Below are 14,335 nucleotides of genomic sequence, written 5' to 3'. Positions count from 1 at the left end.
ATGCCTCATGCGCGCCGTGCTTATCGTCAACCCCACCGCCACCTCCACCACGCCGGCCGGTCGTGACCTGCTGGCGCACGCGCTCAAAAGCCGCCTCCAGCTCACGGTTGAGCACACCAACCACCCTGGTCACGAGACCGAACTCGGACAGGCGGCGGTTGCCGATGGGGTGGACTTGGTCGTCGTGCATGGCGGCGACGGCACGGTAAGCGCTGTGGTCAATGGCATCCTGGGACGCCCCGGTTCGACACCGGCGGGACCGGTGCCCGCGGTCGCGGTCGTACCCGGCGGCTCGGCGAATGTGCTAGCCCGAGCGCTGGGGATTTCCCCGGACCCGATCGCGGCAACCAACCAGCTCATCCAGCTGCTCGACGACTACGACCGGCACCGGCAGTGGCGTCGCATCGGGCTGATTGACTGCGGCGAGCGGTGGGCGGTGTTCAACGGCGGAATGGGCGTCGACGCCGAGGTCGTGGCCGCGGTAGAGGCCGAACGCGATAAGGGGGGCAAAGTGACGGCGGGGCGCTATATTCGCGCGGCGGTGCGCGCAGCGCTGGCCAACACGCGCCGTGAACCGACCCTTACGCTGCAACTGCCCGACCGCGATCCGGTTACCGGGGTGCACTTCGTCTTCGTGTGCAACTCCAGCCCGTGGACCTACGCAAGCAACCGGCCGGTATGGACGAACCCCGCCTGCACGTTCGAGTCTGGCCTGGGAGTGTTCGCCTCCACCAGCATGAGGGTGCTCCCGGCCCTCAGGGTCGTCCGGCAGATGTTCGCCAAGCGGCCCAAGTTCGACTTCGACTACCTCATCAGCGACGATGACGTCGCGTGCTTGCGCGTTACCTCCATGGGCCCCCCGATCGCCAGCCAGTTCGACGGGGACTACCTCGGCGTACGGGAAACCATGACGTTCCGCGCGGTTCCGGACGCCCTGGCGGTGGTTGCCCCACCCGCAAAAAAACGGCCTTGACCTGCAAGAACCAAAGATGTGATGGGCTTGCGACGCAAATGATGGGCGAAAATCGCGGCGCAGTGTAGTACAACTAGGTAAGAGCTTTGGTAAGAGATCGTCGAAGTGAGATAGCCCACGCGGTTACGTAACACTATTGACATCTGTTCCGCCTGTGAAACGATCGAAAGGTTGCATACAGAGAAGATACGTAGGGGTACAGAAACCTTTCCTGTACACGCGTTACCAGCCAAGAAGAAACACCTGTGCGTACTGCTGCGCACATAGTGAGGAGTAACGACAAATGGATTGGCGCCACAAGGCGGTCTGCCGTGACGAGGATCCGGAACTGTTCTTCCCGGTAGGGAACAGTGGCCCGGCACTCGCGCAGATCGCGGACGCGAAACTGGTCTGTAATCGGTGTCCGGTCACCACAGAGTGCCTCAGCTGGGCGCTAAACACCGGCCAGGACTCGGGCGTCTGGGGCGGCATGAGCGAAGACGAGCGGCGCGCATTGAAGCGTCGCAACGCCCGGACCAAGGCCCGCACCGGAGTCTGACCACCCAGATTCCGCAACAGTGCGGCCCCGACAACCGTCGGGGCCGCACTGTTGCGTAGCGGTTACAGCATTAGCCTTCCCCGGCGGCCGATCGGTACCCGCAGCACCACGTCGGTGCCGCCTTCGCGGGCTTCCCGCATACCCAACGAGCCGTCCAACTCCGCGGAGACCAGGGTCCGCACGATCTGCAGGCCCAGGCTGTCCGACTTCTCCAGGCTGAATCCTTCGGGCAGACCCAGCCCGTCGTCGTGTACGACGACATCGAGCCAACGCGCCGAGCGCTCCGCTCGAATCATCACGGACCCTTCTGCCGCCGCCGGGTCGAACGCGTGCTCGATCGCGTTCTGCACCAGCTCGGTGATCACCATGATCAGCGCGGTCGCGCGGTCGGAGTCGAGTACCCCAAGGTCGCCGACTCGATTTATCCGGATTGGCCTGTCCACGGACGCAACGTCGTTCATGATCGGCAGGATCCGGTCGATGACCTCATCAAGGTTCACCTGCTCGTCCACCGACATCGACAACGCATCGTGGACCAAGGCGATCGACGACACCCGGCGCACTGACTCGATCAGCGCTTCGCGCCCCTCGGCATTGGCCGTCCGTCGCGCCTGCAGCCGCAACAGCGCGGCCACCGTTTGCAGGTTGTTCTTAACCCGGTGATGGATTTCCCGGATCGTGGCGTCCTTGGATATCAGGGCCCGGTCGCGGCGTTTCACCTCGGTCACGTCGCGGATCAATATCGCGGCGCCGACGTTGCGACCATGCACCACCAGCGGCAGGGTCCGCAGCAGCACCGTAGCGCCGCCGGCTTCGATCTCCGTGCGCATACCCCTCCCGCCGGCCAGCAGGTCCTGCACATGCTCGTCCACTTCCTGCGCCTCAAACGGGTCGGAGATCAGCGTCCGCGTCGCTTCGATGAGATTGCGCCCCTCCAACTCGGTGGTCCTGCCCATCCGGTGGTAGGCCGATAGGGCATTGGGGCTGGCGTAGGAGACCACGCCCTCGATGTCGAGACGGATGAAGCCGTCACCGGCACGCGGGGTGGAACGCGACATGGCGACGTCCCCCACGTCGGGAAAAGTGCCCTCCGCCAGCATGTGCACCAGATCGGAGGCGCAATCCAGGTAGGCGGTCTCCAATTGGCCGGACCGGCGGCGGATCGCTCGTTCGGTTTGATGTTGGGTCAACACCGCCACCACCTGGTCGTCATAGCGCACCGGGGAGACCTCAACATTCAAGCTGTTGTCTTGGCATGAAATCTGTTGGCGAACATCGCTTTCCGATCCTGCAGCGCCGCAGGCGAAGGTCGCGGCGACCAGCGGCAAGCTATCGGCGGCGACGACGGTACCCACCGCGTCGGTCTGCATCACCGTGGGTGCGGTATTCGGCCGGCACTGCGCAACACACACCAGCACACCGTCGTCGCGGCGAACCCACATCAAGTAATCGGCAAACGACAAGTCGGCAAGGAGCTGCCACTCCCCGACCACCGCATGCAGGTGGTCCACCGCATTGCCCGGCAACACCGTGTGTTCGGCGAGCAGATCACCGAGAGTGGCCATGACTAACTCCCAAGTCGCTCCCGGGTGGCAGGTATGACGGGTTCAACTGCTAGCTGATCACCGCAATAAGGTCGCCGGCCTGGATGACGTCGCCGACCGACACGCTCACCTTGCTGACGGTCCCGGCAACTTCGGCCAGGACGGGGATCTCCATCTTCATCGACTCCAGCAGCACCACGATGTCGCCCTTGCCGATTTGATCGCCTTCGTTGACAACGACTTCGAGCACGCTGGCCACGATCTCGGCGCGAACATCCTCGGCCATCTTCACCCCACTCTTTTCGGCCATGCCGCATGCTGACTGCTGGTCCACCTGGCTTCCATCAAGCTCAGGTATATCGAATCATAGGATCCCTCGGGGCCGCGGCGCGCGGTCTACTGAGGCCGCACCCGATGCCCCATGAGACACTAGGCAACAACCGGGCGGCTGCTGCCCGCCCAGCATCTGAGCAATGACGGAGGTTCCGATGGCCAAGCGTGGCCGTAAGAAGCGCGACCGCAAGCACAGCAAGGCCAACCACGGCAAGCGGCCCAATTCTTAACGCGCGGCGACGATGCAGACCGCGAAGCGGTCTGAGGAGGAGCCGGGCAATCAGGCTGCGCGCGGCGACGATGCAGACCGCGAAGCGGTCTGAGGAGGAGCCGGGCGCGCTAGGGCCCGCCACGGATGATGGTGGTCCGACGGATCTCCAGCCGCAAACGCTCCCGTAAGCCGTCGGGGGCCTTGTCACCGCGGCACTTGGTCGCGATCAATGCCTTGATCCGTTCCTCGAGCCCGTAGTGCTTCAGGCACCCCGGGCAGGCCTCAAGGTGCCGGCGCAGCTTCTCGCGAGTTTCCGGGGTGCATTCGCCGTCAAGCAGGGTCCATACCTCGGCGATCACTTCCGCGCAACCCAAACTGCCGTGGAAATCGTCGTGGTCGGCGTGCGCGTCGGTCGGACCGCAAAATTCGCTCATGACGACACCCCCTCGTGCGCCTGCTCACCGCGGATAAATCCCCGCTCGCGGGCCACATCGGCCAGAAGACCGCGCAACTGACGGCGGCCGCGGTGGAGCCGAGACATCACGGTGCCGATCGGGGTGTCCATGATCTCGGCGATCTCCTTGTAGGGGAAGCCTTCGACATCGGCGTAGTAGACCGCCATCCGGAACTCTTCCGGCAACGCCTGTAGCGCCTCTTTGATCTCGGTGTCCGGCAACGCCTCCAGCGCCTCCACCTCAGCTGAGCGCAGCCCGGTCGAAGAATGCTCAGCGTTGGACGCCAGTTGCCAGTCGGTGATCTCCTCGGTCGGATACTCCGCCGGTTGCCGTTGTTTCTTGCGATAGCTGTTGATATAGGTGTTGGTCAGGATCCGGTACAGCCAGGCTTTGAGGTTGGTGCCCTCGCGGAACGAACGAAATCCCGCATACGCCTTCACCATCGTCTCCTGCAGCAGGTCCTCGGCGTCGGCGGGATTGCGCGTCATGCGCAGCGCGCCGCCGTAGAGCTGGTCCAACAGGGGAATCGCGTCGCGTTCGAAACGCGCCGTCAGCTCCGCGTCCGTCTCCTCGGGCGGCCCAGGCTGCTGACCCTCCGAACCGGTCACACCATCGATGTCGGCCATCTCGATTAACCCGGTCCCTTCGTTTGCGGTGTCACCGGATAGCACCGGCAGAAACACCGGACTTGGGAGGATGCGAGCCAACCGCTCCTCACCCAACAGGCTCGTCGCCGTTGACACCAGACTCCCCTCGTCCCAATCTAAAGGCTACGGCCGACGCTGTCTGCACCGGTTTGGCCAGCCACCTGGCTGCAGGAACCTAACCAATCAACCGTGTTTACCGGCGCGCTATTTCCGGCGCCGTGACTGACGCGGCCCGTCCCACAGTCCTGTCGAATAGGGCAGAGCGCTAGGGTGGCGCCATGTCCCTCCACGGCAAGACCATGTTCATCTCGGGTGCCAGTCGCGGGATCGGTCTTGCGATCGCCAAACGCGCCGCACGCGACGGCGCCAATATCGCCTTGATCGCCAAGACCGCCGAACCGCACCCCAAGCTGCCCGGCACCGTGTTCACCGCGGCCAAGGAACTTGAGGAAGCCGGCGGTCAGGCGTTGCCGATCGTCGGGGACATCCGCGACCCGGATTCCGTCGCGTCCGCGGTGGCCAACACCGTCGAGCGGTTCGGCGGCATCGATATCTGCGTCAACAACGCCTCGGCGATCAACCTAGGGTCTATTACCGACGTGTCGATGAAGCGTTTCGACCTGATGAACAGCATCCAGGTGCGCGGCACTTACGCCGTATCACAGGCGTGCATCCCCCACATGAAAGGCCGCGAGAACCCGCACATCCTGACGCTATCCCCGCCAATCCTGCTGGAGAAGAAGTGGCTGAAGCCGACGGCCTACATGATGGCCAAGTACGGCATGACGCTTTGCGCGCTGGGGATCGCCGAGGAGATGCGTGGCGACGGCATCGCGTCGAACACGTTGTGGCCACGCACGCTGGTGGCCACAGCCGCGGTGCAGAACCTGCTGGGTGGGGATGAGGCGATGGCGCGGGCCCGCAAGCCCGAGGTGTATGCCGATGCCGCCCACGCCATCCTCAACAAGCCCTCCCGCGAATACACCGGCAACTCGGTGTTGTGTGAGGACGTGCTGGTGGAATCCGGCGTCACCGACTTGTCGGTCTATGACTGCACTCCGGGTGGCAAGCTCGGTGTCGACCTCTGGGTGGAGGAAGTCAACCCGCCGGGATACGTCGGGCCCTAGCGTGGCCGTCGCCGGAAATCGGCGAGGATTTCACCGATGGCGTAGCGGGCGCTGGCCGCGAGCTTCCGGTTGGTGTCCTGGTAGTACGGCAGCGCGACCAGCGCGATCGCCAGCGCCCTGGCGCGGCCGCGAGCCCAGGCCTCGTCGTCGGCGTGGACCGCGGCGCGAAACTGCTCCCGGGCGGACACCGAGAGGAAATTCCACGCGATGATCAGGTCGACGCTCGGGTCGCCGACGCCCATCAGGCCGAAGTCGAGGACGCCGGTCAGGCGTCCGTCGGTAGTGAGGATGTTGAATCGGGACAGGTCGCCGTGGGACCACGTCGGGGGCCCGGCGTAAGCGGGAAGGCACAGCGCGTGATCCCACGCCGCGGTTGCCGCCCGGGTATCGAGGAGCCCGTCGAGGGCCTCCAGCGCCGTCCGCACCTCCTCGTCCTGCTCCGCCAGTGGCGCACCACGCCCAGCCTTCGGGCCGTCGGCGGGGTCGATCGCCCGCATATCGGTGATGAAGCCGGCCAGGTCCCGGACGAGCCGGCCGGACTCACCTACCGTCGGGTTCTCACCCACCACCCACCGGCAGACCGACCACGGCCAATCGAACCCCTCCCCCGGGATTCCCAATCCGACCGGGATCGGGCTGCCGACACGAAGCTGCGGAGCGATCCACGGCAGCAACCGTTGCTCGATTTGGAGGCTCTCGACGGCCCAGTGGATGCGGGGGATGCGCACGGCCATGCGCTCGCCGAGCCGGAACATCGCGTTGTCCGTTCCCGCAGAGCTGACCGGTGCGATGGACAGGTCCGCCCACTGCGGGAATTGTGCATGCAGTAGCCGCCGCACCATTGGCTGGTCGATGTCGACCTCATCGGCGTGCATCTTGGCGCCGACGGGCTTCGCTTCGCGTCTCGCCGGTAGGACGCGCTCGTAGCGGTCGAATGCGGTTCCGTCCTGCTCACAGATCCGCCGAACCAAGGTAAAGCCCGCCCGCAACGCCACCCTCGCCGATGCCGAGTTCTGGGGCTCCACCTTGACCACCGCTTCGGTCGCACCGCGTTCGGCCGCGTACCGACACACCAGATCGACTGCGCGAGTGGCGAATCCACGCCCTCGCCAGGTCGGGTAGAGCCCATAGGCAACGTTAACCTGTCCGCTAGCCAACCCCTCGCCGGCGAAACGCAGATCGATCGTTCCGACTATTGTCTTGCCGGCAAGTGTGCGGATGCCAAAAGATCGGAGCGGCCCGCCGGTCGCCCACTGCTCGCCGCAGTGCCGGATGTACGCTTCGACCCCCGCTCGGGTCGAGGGCCCACCGCTAAGCCAACGCACCAGCTGCTCGTCCTCGCCAAGCAGATGCGCCTCGACATCATCGAGACACAAGGGTGACAGCGTGACAATCCCGTCTGACAAGTCGTCGGACAGCATCGCCTCGCGCATCCTGCGATTGTCGGGCCCGCGATGAGTTCAAGCAAACGCGCCCTGACTATGGCCGCTCTAGTGTGCGCTTTCACTCGTCGGGACGGTGATGTCACGCTTTTGGACCTTGCCGGTGGGCCCTTGGGGCAATTCGTCGACAAGCCAGATCCGGCGCGGATACTTGCCTGCGGCTACCCGCTCTTTGACGTAGTCCCGCAGTTCATCCGCGGTCACCGCTGCGCGGAGAAATGCAGGTGAAATGGTGCTTGTTCCCACCCTCATCGTCATGATGGTCCTGTCCCCCGTCCTCGTGCGGCGATCATCACCGCTGTCCACGTTCTCACCGGCCAGGGGCGGACCACCACCTACGAGCGGGTTGCGGCCAAGTTCACGCGGCGTACCGAATCCCGCGCTCTGGCCGTTCCCGCCGCCGCCTGACGGGTCACCACCGTCACAGCAGCCTGATCTGTTCGGGCTGCGGCGTGGCCGGCTCAAGCAGCTCGGGCCCATCGTTTCGCACGCTGTTGACCAGCGTCGACACCTGACGCAGCGCGATGTCGTGCACATCGGGCGGGCGGGCCAGCAGCTCGGGATCCAGCGGGGCGTCCGGACTCAGCCAGTCGTCCCAGTCCTCTTCGGCCAGCATCAACGGCATCCGGTCATGGATCTCAGCCAGCTCGCCCACGGCGTCGGTGGTGATCACCGTGCAGCTCAGCAGCGGTGGGGCCGAACCGTTCGGCTTCCACACCGACCAGAGCCCGGCCATGAATAGCGGGGCGCCATCGCTGCGGTGCATGAAGAACGGTGTCTTGGCGTTCTGCCTGCCCAGGGCGGCATCGGGATTGACCCGCCATTCGTACCAGCCGTCCATCGGCACCAGGCAGCGCTTGTTCTTGGCCGAGTTCCGGAAGGCCGGCGAGGTGGCGACCCGATCGGCGCGGGCGTTGATCAGCAGCGGGCCCTTGGTATCGGGTGCGCCATCGGAACCGGCCTTGGTCCACGGCGGAACCAGTCCCCAGCGCATGAGCCGCACCCGGCGGGAGGACTCGTCGGCGGGGTCGCTGTGCCGGGACACAACCGTTGCAATCGTGTCGGTGGGTGCGACGTTGTAGCTCGGCTGCCCACCGCCGGTCGCGGTGGCCTCGTCAATTGCCGTGATCTTCTCGGCCAGTAGGGCCGGATCGGTGGTGACCGCAAACCGTCCGCACATAACTCCCATAGTGCTCCGCACGGACTCGCTTCGGTGCCTGTACCCACGACGCCCACCGACACGGCAGGATGAAGCGGTGAGCAGCACCGAGCACTTGAAGACATGGCGGGCCCCGTCGGCGCCGACACCGGTGCACGCGACCGTGACCGTTCCAGGCTCGAAATCGCAGACCAACCGAGCGCTGGTGCTGGCGGCGCTGGCAGCCGCGCAAGGCCGCGGCTCGTCCACCATCGCCGGCGCGTTGCGCAGCCGCGACACCGATTTGATGATCGGCGCGCTGCGGACCTTGGGCTTGCGCGCTGACGGTGCAGGTTCGGAACTGACCCTCAGCGGTCGAATCGAACCCGGCCCCCACGCCCGAGTGGACTGCGGCTTGGCAGGCACGGTCTTGCGTTTTGTTCCGCCGCTGGCCGCGCTGGGCGCCACTCCGGTCACCTTCGACGGCGACGAGCAGGCCCGGGGCCGGCCCATCGCGCCGTTGCTGGATGCGCTGCGCGGACTCGGCGTCCCCGTCGACGGCACCGGCCTGCCGTTCCGGGTGTGCGGCAGCGGGTCGGTCGCCGGCGGCACGGTGGCCATCGATGCGTCGGCGTCATCACAGTTCGTGTCCGGGCTGCTGCTGTCCGGGTCAGCGTTCACCGATGGCCTGACCGTGCAACACACCGGTTCGTCGCTGCCGTCCGCGCCGCACATCGCGATGACGGTACAGATGCTGCGCCAAGCGGGCGTCGATATCGATGACTCGGCGCCGAACCAATGGCAGCTTCGCCCCGGCCCGGTCGCGGCCCGACGCTGGGACGTCGAACCGGATCTGACCAACGCGGTTGCATTCCTGGCAGCGGCGGTAGTCAGCGGCGGCACCGTGCGCATCACCGGCTGGCCAGCGGTCAGCGTCCAGCCCGCCGACCACATCTTGAACATTCTGCGGAAGCTCAATGCCGTTGTCACCCAGGATGATTCATCCCTCGAAGTGCGCGGGCCGGCGGGATACGACGGGTTCGAGGTCGATCTGCGGGCCGTAGGCGAGCTGACACCATCGGTCGCGGCGCTGGCGGCGCTGGCGTCCCCGGGATCGGTGTCACGGTTGAGCGGCATCGCCCATCTGCGCGGCCACGAAACCGACCGGCTCGCCGCGCTGAGCGCAGAGATCAACCGGTTGGGGGGCAACTGTCGGGAAACACCCGACGGCCTGGTGGTCACCGCGACACCGCTGCGACCCGGTATCTGGCGAGCGTATGCGGATCACCGGATGGCGATGGCCGGCGCGATCGTCGGACTGCGGGTAGCCGGGGTCGAGGTCGACGATATCGCCGCCACCACCAAGACGCTGCCGGAGTTTCCGCAGCTGTGGGCGGGCATGCTCGTCGAGGAACAGCCCGGCGACAATGCGGGCAGCCGTGGCGGCCCGAGGAGGAGCCGGGCAATCCAGGAAGAGCCCGGCGGTTGAGACCCGGCGACTACGACGAGTCGGACGTCAAGGTCCGCTCCGGCAGGGGCTCGCGACCGCGAACCAAGACTCGTCCCGAGCACGCCGATGCCGAGGCCGCCATGGTGGTCAGTGTCGACCGCGGCCGGTGGGGGTGTGTGCTTGGCGGCCGGCCCAACTGTCGAATCACGGCGATGCGCGCCCGCGAGCTCGGCCGCACCCCGATCGTTGTCGGCGACGACGTCGACGTGGTCGGGGACCTGTCCGGGCGGCCCGACACCCTGGCTCGCATCGTGCGGCGAGGGCCGAGACGAACGGTGTTGCGGCGCACCGCCGATGACACCGATCCCACCGAGCGTGTGGTGGTCGCCAACGCGGACCAATTGCTGATTGTGGTCGCGCTGGCCGACCCGCCGCCACGCACCGGCCTGGTCGACCGCGCCCTGATCGCCGCCTACGCCGGCGGGTTGACACCGATTCTGTGCCTGACCAAGACCGACCTCGCCCCACCGGAACCGTTCGGCGAGCATTTTGCCGATCTGGATCTGGCCGTGATCGCCGCGGGCATCGACGATCCGCTGCTCGCGGTGGCGGACCTGCTGGCCGACAAGATCACCGTGCTGCTCGGACATTCCGGGGTGGGTAAGTCAACGTTGGTGAATCGTCTTGTGCCCGAAGCCGATCGGGCGGTGGGTGAGGTCACCGACATCGGCCGGGGACGACACACGTCGACGCAGTCGGTAGCGCTGCAGTTGGGAGATACGCCGCCCGGTTCCAGCTGGGTTATCGACACCCCGGGAATCCGCTCGTTCGGGTTGGCCCATATCCAGCCCGACGACGTGCTATTGGCTTTCTCCGATCTCGCCGAGGCCACCCAGGAGTGTCCGCGCGGCTGCGGGCACATGGGACCGCCGGCCGATCCCGAATGCGCGCTGGATGCCTTGGCGGGACCAGCTGCCCGCCGCGTCGGCGCCGCCCGGCGGCTGCTGGTAGTGCTCAGGGAGATCTGACCAGCCGCATGCCGAGCTGGTCGGGCGGCACCGGATGCCCTTTGGCGCACCGGATTTCAACATCCGCCTCGGCGCCACAGCCCAGATGGGTCAGCCCGAGCCGGTTGCCGCCGGGCAGGTGACGCCGTCCCCACTGGAACATCGCCCAGATCACCGGCATAAAGTCGATGCCTGCATCGGTGAGCACATACTCGTCGCGGCTCCGCTGGCCGGGCTCGCGGTAGGGCCGCCGCGTCAGCAGCCCCAGGTCGACGAGTTCGGCTAGCCGCGCCGAAGTCGCGGCCTTGGTGATGCCCACCCGGCGGGCGAAGTCGTCGAACCGGGTGGTGCCGTAGTAGGCCTCGCGCATGATGAGCATCGCCGACTTGGTGCCGACCGCCGCCATGGTCTTCTCGATCGGGCACTCCCCGACCGCCGACCAGCCAGCGCGATCGGCCAGCTTCCCCTGCAACAGTGTCATGCGATCACCTCCCGGTCTGGGTTCCTTTGAGAATACCCAGCTGATGGCTGCCGCGACCGGACAGATCGCCATTGACATCACCGAGCGATTGACTCCTATTATGGGAGTGAATTCTTCGAATGAGAGAACGCTATGCCGAATGGCGAAACCTACTACTTCGACACCCCGGCCACGATGGCGTCGCAGCCACCATCCTGAGGGCGATCGGGAATGCCCAGGGGACCATGGCGCGGATACGGGCGATTCTGCCCACTGGCCCGCGCGCTGGATGTGGTCGGCGAGCGGTGGACCCTGGTGATCATTCAAGAGCTGCTCGCACGGCCGCACCGGTACGGCGAGCTGCTTAGTCGGCTTCCGGGTATCGGGACCAGCCTGCTCGCCGATCGACTACGCCGGCTTGAGCAGGCCGGGCTGGTGGCGCGTCAGCCCGGCGCGATCGGCGCCAGCGTCGTCTACACACTGACCGAGCGGGGTCGCACGCTCGACGATGCCCTGTGCGCGCTGCGCCGATGGGGTGTCGGCTACCTCTCCGATCCCACCGCTGACGGCGCGACGGAGCAACGATTCGACGTCAGCTACGTCGACGGCATTCAGACCGTGGCCGACGGTCTGTTCCGGCTCGTAGTCGACGATCGACCCACGACCCTGCGTTTCGCCGACCGCCGGCTCAGCCACGAACCCGGCGCGGCGCCCGGCGCGGAACTGATCGTCTCGACCACCTCGGCGTTCCTCGAGCGATGGGCCGCCGGCGAAATCGACTGGGACGACGGTCGCCGCAGCGGTGAGGTGATCGCTGACGGCCGTCCGGAGGCCTGGCCGCGTTGGCTCGCGGCCACCGGCTACCTGCTCCGCGTCGAACAGGAGACCACCGATGCCTGACCACCCCACCGACTTGTTCCACGACGTCGCCGCCGCCGCGCGCAACCAACCCGGGGTGGCATCCGGCACCATGATGGGCTTCCCGTGCCTGCGGGTCGACGGAGCGTTCTTTGCCTCTTGCGACCGCCGCACCGGAGATCTCGTCGTCAAGCTCCCACGTCACCGCGTCGAACAACTCATCGAGGCCGGCCAGGGCAAGCCTTTTGCACCGGCCGGGCGCACCTTCCGGGAGTGGGTGCTCATCGACGCGCGCGATGAGGTCAGATGGGCCGCCCTGATCGACGAGGCCCGCCAATTCGTGAGCGGGCGGGCGTGACGTTCAACGGGTTTCCGCCCGCCGGGCTAGCGTTACTGGCTCGCCTGCCAACCCTCGACCCCGCGAGCTTCGCCGCGGTACGCGGAGACTGGGAGCAGAACTTGCTCGACCCGGCCCGCAACCTTGTCAATGACCTTGGCGCCCGGCTGATCGAGCACGTTTCACCCGGCGGAGTGGACATCGCCGGCGCCAACCTCAAACGCGTGCCGTCGCCGTTTCCGACAGACCACCCGGGCGCAGACCTGCTGCGGCACAAAACGATGTTTCAACTTCGCTGGGCCGAGGCGCTCCCGTCCGGCGTGTCCACGCATCGACTGGTCGCGCTCAGCGCGATGCGGCTAGCCCGACTGGCCGCGCCTACGCCGGTGGTTGGTTGCGAAGCTCGGAGCATGACCCGCGGGCTCGACCCGCGCACAACGCTCGACGGCACCGGGCAACGCCGCATTGGCCAAAGTGTCGCGCAAGTCACGTCGCATCTGGGTTGCTTTTGGCATACCCAGGCGTTACAGCTGGGTACAGCATTCAATACCTAGCCCTCCTTAGGAGGACCCATGGCCGGATACCAGGGCCGTGACGCCGTCATCGTCGGCGCCGTTCGCACCCCCATCGGCAAGGGCAAGCCCGGCGGCGCGCTGCACGATGTGCTGCCCGCCGACCTGCTGGCACACAGCCTGCGCGAACTGGTGGCGCGCACCGGCGTGGACCCGACACAGGTCGACGACGTGATCGCCGGCGCGGTCACCCAAGTCGGCGACCAGGCGGTCAACATCGCGCGCAATGCCTTGCTGGGTGCCGGATTCCCGGAGACGGTTCCCGGCGTCACGATCGACCGGCAGTGCGGCAGCAGCCAGCAGGCCATCAGCTTCGCCGCCCAGGGCGTGCTCGCCGGCGCCTACGACCTTGTCGTCGCCGGCGGCGTGGAATCGATGAGCCGCGTTCCGATGGGCAGCTCGCTACTGCCGGGCAGCAATCCGTTCGGCGCGGATATGGCGCGGCGCTACCCCGATGGACTGGTGCCACAGGGCATCAGCGCCGAACTGATCACCGCGCGGTGGGGTTTCTCCCGTACCCAGCTCGACGAGTTCTCCGCCGCCAGCCATGACAACGCCGCCCGTGCCACCAAGGACGGCCTCTTCGACGACGAGCTCATCCCTATCGCCGGGCTTGCCGCCGACGAGATCATCCGGCCCGGCACCACGGTCGAAACGCTGTCCACCTTGCGGCCGGCGTTCTACAGCGACGCGGTCAAAACACGCTTCCCGCAGATCAATTGGTCAATCACAGCGGGCAACTCGTCGCCGTTGTCCGACGGCAGCGCCGCAGTCCTGCTCACCAGCAGCGACGTCGCGAAGAAACTGGGCTTGCGCCCGCTGGCCCGCATTCACACCACAACCGTGGTGGGCTCCGACCCGCTCTACATGCTGACCGGGGTCATCCCGGCCACCGAGAAGGTCTTGCGGCGTGCCGGTCTAACGCTGGACGACATCGACCTGTTCGAGGTCAATGAGGCATTCGCGCCCGTCGTGCTGGCGTGGGCGCAGGACACCGGGGCGGATTTGGCGAAGACCAACGTCAACGGCGGCGCCATCGCGATCGGCCACCCGCTGGGCGCCAGTGGCGCCCGCATCATGGCCACACTCCTCAACGCGCTGCAGCAACGTGGGAAGCGGTACGGGCTGCAGACCATGTGCGAGGGCGGCGGAATGGCCAACGCCACCATCATCGAGCACCTGGGGTAAGGGCCGAGCCGACGCCTGTCGCGCGCCGAACGTGAACTGATTGCGAAGATTCCGT

Annotated in this window: 18 protein-coding genes; 10 read left to right on the top strand and 8 right to left on the bottom strand. The window is 66.5% G+C overall.

Annotation, left to right across the window (positions count from 1 at the left end; translation table 11 throughout):
• Positions 1-7: 7 nt before the first annotated feature.
• Together AADZ55_RS05870 and whiB1 are read left to right on the top strand one after the other, a co-directional pair.
• Positions 8-973: a diacylglycerol/lipid kinase family protein gene (locus AADZ55_RS05870; protein ID WP_085323274.1), complete on the top strand. Its 966-nt coding sequence runs from the start codon at positions 8-10 to the stop codon at positions 971-973.
• A gap of 283 nt (positions 974-1,256) precedes the next feature.
• Positions 1,257-1,511 (top strand): transcriptional regulator WhiB1, encoded by a 255-nt coding sequence (gene whiB1, locus AADZ55_RS05865; protein WP_003416884.1) that lies wholly within the window; start codon positions 1,257-1,259, stop codon positions 1,509-1,511.
• Between the two features lie 62 nt (positions 1,512-1,573).
• Here the strand turns inward: whiB1 and AADZ55_RS05860 are convergent, their stop codons facing one another.
• Entirely contained in the window at positions 1,574-3,076 is a 1,503-nt protein-coding gene (locus AADZ55_RS05860; protein WP_085323273.1) for a sensor histidine kinase, read from the bottom strand.
• A 49-nt stretch (positions 3,077-3,125) separates the two neighbouring features.
• The gene (locus tag AADZ55_RS05855; RefSeq protein WP_085323450.1) at positions 3,126-3,341 is read right to left on the bottom strand and encodes a biotin/lipoyl-binding carrier protein; all 216 of its coding nucleotides are present in this window, start codon (positions 3,339-3,341) and stop codon (positions 3,126-3,128) included.
• 202 nt (positions 3,342-3,543) lie between these two features.
• Between AADZ55_RS05855 and AADZ55_RS23470 the strand changes: the two genes are divergently transcribed.
• The gene (locus tag AADZ55_RS23470; protein WP_085976515.1) at positions 3,544-3,618 is read left to right on the top strand and encodes a 50S ribosomal protein bL37; all 75 of its coding nucleotides are present in this window, start codon (positions 3,544-3,546) and stop codon (positions 3,616-3,618) included.
• Between the two features lie 109 nt (positions 3,619-3,727).
• Here the strand turns inward: AADZ55_RS23470 and rsrA are convergent, their stop codons facing one another.
• Positions 3,728-4,033 (bottom strand): mycothiol system anti-sigma-R factor, encoded by a 306-nt coding sequence (rsrA, locus tag AADZ55_RS05850; RefSeq protein ID WP_085323272.1) that lies wholly within the window; start codon positions 4,031-4,033, stop codon positions 3,728-3,730.
• Positions 4,030-4,680, bottom strand: coding sequence for a sigma-70 family RNA polymerase sigma factor SigH (gene sigH / locus AADZ55_RS05845; RefSeq protein WP_085323449.1), 651 nt, complete (start codon positions 4,678-4,680; stop codon positions 4,030-4,032). Before sigH ends, rsrA begins: the two co-directional genes overlap by 4 nt.
• A gap of 299 nt (positions 4,681-4,979) precedes the next feature.
• Here sigH and AADZ55_RS05840 point away from each other — a divergent pair, with 299 nt between their 5' ends.
• Positions 4,980-5,828 carry an SDR family oxidoreductase gene (locus AADZ55_RS05840; protein ID WP_085323271.1) on the top strand — a complete coding sequence of 283 codons (849 nt, stop codon included), beginning with the start codon at positions 4,980-4,982 and terminating at the stop codon, positions 5,826-5,828.
• Here the strand turns inward: AADZ55_RS05840 and AADZ55_RS05835 are convergent.
• The 3 genes from AADZ55_RS05835 to AADZ55_RS05825 all read right to left on the bottom strand — a co-directional run bounded on the left by AADZ55_RS05835 (position 5,825) and on the right by AADZ55_RS05825 (position 8,450).
• Positions 5,825-7,261, bottom strand: coding sequence for a GNAT family N-acetyltransferase (locus tag AADZ55_RS05835; RefSeq protein ID WP_085323270.1), 1,437 nt, complete (start codon positions 7,259-7,261; stop codon positions 5,825-5,827). The two genes, AADZ55_RS05840 and AADZ55_RS05835, sit on opposite strands and share 4 nt — an antisense overlap.
• 57 nt (positions 7,262-7,318) lie before the next feature.
• A complete protein-coding gene (locus AADZ55_RS05830; RefSeq protein WP_133056392.1) occupies positions 7,319-7,522 on the bottom strand; it encodes a hypothetical protein in 204 nt (67 codons plus the stop codon).
• A gap of 169 nt (positions 7,523-7,691) precedes the next feature.
• Positions 7,692-8,450, bottom strand: coding sequence for an SOS response-associated peptidase (locus AADZ55_RS05825; protein ID WP_085323269.1), 759 nt, complete (start codon positions 8,448-8,450; stop codon positions 7,692-7,694).
• A gap of 94 nt (positions 8,451-8,544) precedes the next feature.
• Between AADZ55_RS05825 and aroA the strand changes: the two genes are divergently transcribed.
• Both aroA and rsgA read left to right on the top strand, forming a co-directional pair.
• Positions 8,545-9,897 carry a 3-phosphoshikimate 1-carboxyvinyltransferase gene (gene aroA / locus AADZ55_RS05820; RefSeq protein ID WP_085323448.1) on the top strand — a complete coding sequence of 451 codons (1,353 nt, stop codon included), beginning with the start codon at positions 8,545-8,547 and terminating at the stop codon, positions 9,895-9,897.
• Complete coding sequence (gene rsgA, locus AADZ55_RS05815) at positions 9,894-10,886, top strand: ribosome small subunit-dependent GTPase A (RefSeq protein WP_085323268.1); 993 nt, start codon at positions 9,894-9,896, stop codon at positions 10,884-10,886. The genes aroA and rsgA overlap by 4 nt, the downstream gene beginning before the upstream one ends.
• Here rsgA and AADZ55_RS05810 read toward each other — a convergent pair.
• Positions 10,873-11,346: a winged helix-turn-helix transcriptional regulator gene (locus AADZ55_RS05810; protein WP_085323447.1), complete on the bottom strand. Its 474-nt coding sequence runs from the start codon at positions 11,344-11,346 to the stop codon at positions 10,873-10,875. The two genes, rsgA and AADZ55_RS05810, sit on opposite strands and share 14 nt — an antisense overlap.
• A 210-nt stretch (positions 11,347-11,556) precedes the next feature.
• On the opposite strand from AADZ55_RS05810, the gene AADZ55_RS05805 reads away from it, so the two are divergent.
• The 4 genes from AADZ55_RS05805 to AADZ55_RS05790 are packed head-to-tail and all read left to right on the top strand — an operon-like array spanning position 11,557 to position 14,280.
• Positions 11,557-12,225: a winged helix-turn-helix transcriptional regulator gene (locus AADZ55_RS05805; RefSeq protein WP_085323267.1), complete on the top strand. Its 669-nt coding sequence runs from the start codon at positions 11,557-11,559 to the stop codon at positions 12,223-12,225.
• Positions 12,218-12,541, top strand: a complete 324-nt coding sequence (locus AADZ55_RS05800; RefSeq protein WP_085323266.1) for a hypothetical protein — start codon at positions 12,218-12,220, stop codon at positions 12,539-12,541. Before AADZ55_RS05805 ends, AADZ55_RS05800 begins: the two co-directional genes overlap by 8 nt.
• Positions 12,538-13,074, top strand: a complete 537-nt coding sequence (locus AADZ55_RS05795) for a hypothetical protein (protein WP_085323265.1) — start codon at positions 12,538-12,540, stop codon at positions 13,072-13,074. The genes AADZ55_RS05800 and AADZ55_RS05795 overlap by 4 nt, the downstream gene beginning before the upstream one ends.
• Before the next feature lie 18 nt (positions 13,075-13,092).
• Positions 13,093-14,280, top strand: a complete 1,188-nt coding sequence (locus AADZ55_RS05790) for a thiolase family protein (RefSeq protein ID WP_085323264.1) — start codon at positions 13,093-13,095, stop codon at positions 14,278-14,280.
• The last annotated feature ends 55 nt before the right edge of the window (positions 14,281-14,335 follow it).

The sequence above is a fragment of the Mycobacterium decipiens genome (assembly GCF_963853665.1).
In the GTDB taxonomy this organism is placed as follows: domain Bacteria; phylum Actinomycetota; class Actinomycetes; order Mycobacteriales; family Mycobacteriaceae; genus Mycobacterium; species Mycobacterium decipiens.
This window is presented reverse-complemented; position numbering and strand designations above follow the sequence as displayed.

Bases quoted from the DNA above. Each gene is read 5' to 3' on its own strand.
- AADZ55_RS05870 (WP_085323274.1), top strand. From the start codon at position 8: ATGCGCGCCGTGCTTATCGTCAACCCCACCGCCACCTCCACCACGCCG.
- whiB1 (WP_003416884.1), top strand. From the start codon at position 1,257: ATGGATTGGCGCCACAAGGCGGTCTGCCGTGACGAGGATCCGGAACTG.
- AADZ55_RS05860 (WP_085323273.1), bottom strand. From the start codon at position 3,076: ATGGCCACTCTCGGTGATCTGCTCGCCGAACACACGGTGTTGCCGGGC.
- AADZ55_RS05855 (WP_085323450.1), bottom strand. From the start codon at position 3,341: ATGGCCGAGGATGTTCGCGCCGAGATCGTGGCCAGCGTGCTCGAAGTC.
- rsrA (WP_085323272.1), bottom strand. From the start codon at position 4,033: ATGAGCGAATTTTGCGGTCCGACCGACGCGCACGCCGACCACGACGAT.
- sigH (WP_085323449.1), bottom strand. From the start codon at position 4,680: ATGGCCGACATCGATGGTGTGACCGGTTCGGAGGGTCAGCAGCCTGGG.
- AADZ55_RS05840 (WP_085323271.1), top strand. From the start codon at position 4,980: ATGTCCCTCCACGGCAAGACCATGTTCATCTCGGGTGCCAGTCGCGGG.
- AADZ55_RS05835 (WP_085323270.1), bottom strand. From the start codon at position 7,261: ATGCGCGAGGCGATGCTGTCCGACGACTTGTCAGACGGGATTGTCACG.
- AADZ55_RS05830 (WP_133056392.1), bottom strand. From the start codon at position 7,522: ATGAGGGTGGGAACAAGCACCATTTCACCTGCATTTCTCCGCGCAGCG.
- AADZ55_RS05825 (WP_085323269.1), bottom strand. From the start codon at position 8,450: ATGTGCGGACGGTTTGCGGTCACCACCGATCCGGCCCTACTGGCCGAG.
- AADZ55_RS05810 (WP_085323447.1), bottom strand. From the start codon at position 11,346: ATGACACTGTTGCAGGGGAAGCTGGCCGATCGCGCTGGCTGGTCGGCG.
- AADZ55_RS05805 (WP_085323267.1), top strand. From the start codon at position 11,557: ATGCCCAGGGGACCATGGCGCGGATACGGGCGATTCTGCCCACTGGCC.
- AADZ55_RS05800 (WP_085323266.1), top strand. From the start codon at position 12,218: ATGCCTGACCACCCCACCGACTTGTTCCACGACGTCGCCGCCGCCGCG.
- AADZ55_RS05790 (WP_085323264.1), top strand. From the start codon at position 13,093: ATGGCCGGATACCAGGGCCGTGACGCCGTCATCGTCGGCGCCGTTCGC.